We start from the raw sequence: 1,599 nt of genomic DNA on the forward strand, positions 1-1,599 counted from the left end.
GGTATCGACACGAACATTACGCCCCCCCGGTGAGATCCACTGCGTAATTTTACCCGGACACGGCAAGAACTTGATCGGATCTTCTGCAGTGATACGGCATTCAATCGAGTGACCGCCAAGGAGAACACTCTCTTGAGGAGGAAGGGCTTCCCCTTCGGCTACGCGGATCATCATTTCGATCAAATCCAAACCGCTGACCATTTCCGAAACGGTGTGTTCAACTTGAAGACGGGTATTCATCTCCATAAAGTAGAATTTTTTATCGGCATCGAGAAGATACTCGAACGTCCCCGCCCCTTCGTATTTAATATACTTGGTCGCGCGAACAGCAGATGCGTGTAATTCTGCACGAATTTCAGGGGTCAACGCAACCGCCGGAGATTCTTCGATCAATTTTTGGTGACGACGCTGCATAGAGCAGTCACGTTCTCCGATGTGAAGAACATTTCCGTGAGCATCGGCGATCACTTGAACTTCGATATGACGAGGATTTTTAATGAATTTCTCCATATAAATCGTACCGTCACCGAACGCACCGATTGCTTCCGCTTCCGCTGCTAAAAATGCGTTTTCGATGTAGCTCTCTTCTTCGACAACACGCATTCCGCGTCCGCCTCCGCCTGCTGCCGCTTTAAGGATAACCGGATAACCGACCTCTTTGGCGCGCACTTTGGCTTCAGCAATGTCTTTGATCGCACCGTCAGACCCAGGGACGACAGGAACACCGGCGGCAATCATTACATCTTTCGCTTTTGATTTATCGGACATCAACACCATGACTTCCGGAGTAGGTCCGATAAATTTGATCCCATGATGGGTACAGATCTCAACAAAGTGTTGATTTTCAGACAAAAATCCGTATCCCGGAAATACCGCATCGCATCCGCTGATTTCGCAAGCGGCAATAATTGCGGGAATATTGAGGTAACTTTGAGAACTCGGGGCGGCACCGATACAAATCGCTGCATCCGCTAATTTCAGATACGAAGCCTCTTTATCAGCAGTCGAATAAACGGCTACGGCTTCTTTACCCATCTCTTTAATCGTACGGATAGCACGAAGCGCAATCTCGCCGCGATTTGCGACTAAAATACGTTTGATTTCCGCCATGATTAGAGCTTCTCGACAGCGAATAACGGCATATCGTACTCAACAGCCTGAGCATCTGATACTAAAACACTTACAATTTTACAATCAAACTCTGCTTCGAGTTCATTCATGATTTTCATCGCTTCAAGCACAGCAATAACTTGCCCTTTTTTCACACGATCGCCTACTTTGACAAAAGGGGCTGAATCGGGTGAAGGGGACGCATAAAATGTCCCGACCATTGGAGAAACGATCATATCGCCGGTATGTACAGGGGCAGAAACAGCTGTTTCCATTGCTGTGGTAGCTACAGCCGGAGCTGCTGCGACTGCTACGGGAGCTGCCATGACAGGTGCGCAAACTGCACCGATATTTTTTTCAAATTCAATCGAAAAAGCGTCCTGAGTAATTTTTAATTTTGAAAGAGTACTTGCGTCAAACTCTTGCAAAAGTGCTTTGATTTGTTTCATATCCATCGGAAAATGCTCCTAAAAGTAGGTTAATAGATGT

At 46.8% G+C, this 1,599-nt stretch carries 2 protein-coding genes; both read right to left on the bottom strand.

Features of this window, described 5'->3' with window-relative positions:
• The coding region (locus tag A2517_RS04995; RefSeq protein ID WP_294894749.1) for a biotin carboxylase N-terminal domain-containing protein at positions 1-1,110 on the bottom strand (1,110 nt) is incomplete at its 3' end.
• 2 nt (positions 1,111-1,112) lie between these two features.
• Positions 1,113-1,565, bottom strand: coding sequence for an acetyl-CoA carboxylase biotin carboxyl carrier protein (gene accB, locus A2517_RS05000; RefSeq protein ID WP_294894751.1), 453 nt, complete (start codon positions 1,563-1,565; stop codon positions 1,113-1,115).
• Positions 1,566-1,599: the final 34 nt, after the last annotated feature.

The organism is Sulfuricurvum sp. RIFOXYD12_FULL_44_77 (assembly GCF_001830725.1).
In the GTDB taxonomy this organism is placed as follows: domain Bacteria; phylum Campylobacterota; class Campylobacteria; order Campylobacterales; family Sulfurimonadaceae; genus Sulfuricurvum; species Sulfuricurvum kujiense_A.

Bases quoted from the DNA above. Each gene is read 5' to 3' on its own strand.
- accB (WP_294894751.1), bottom strand. From the start codon at position 1,565: ATGGATATGAAACAAATCAAAGCACTTTTGCAAGAGTTTGACGCAAGT.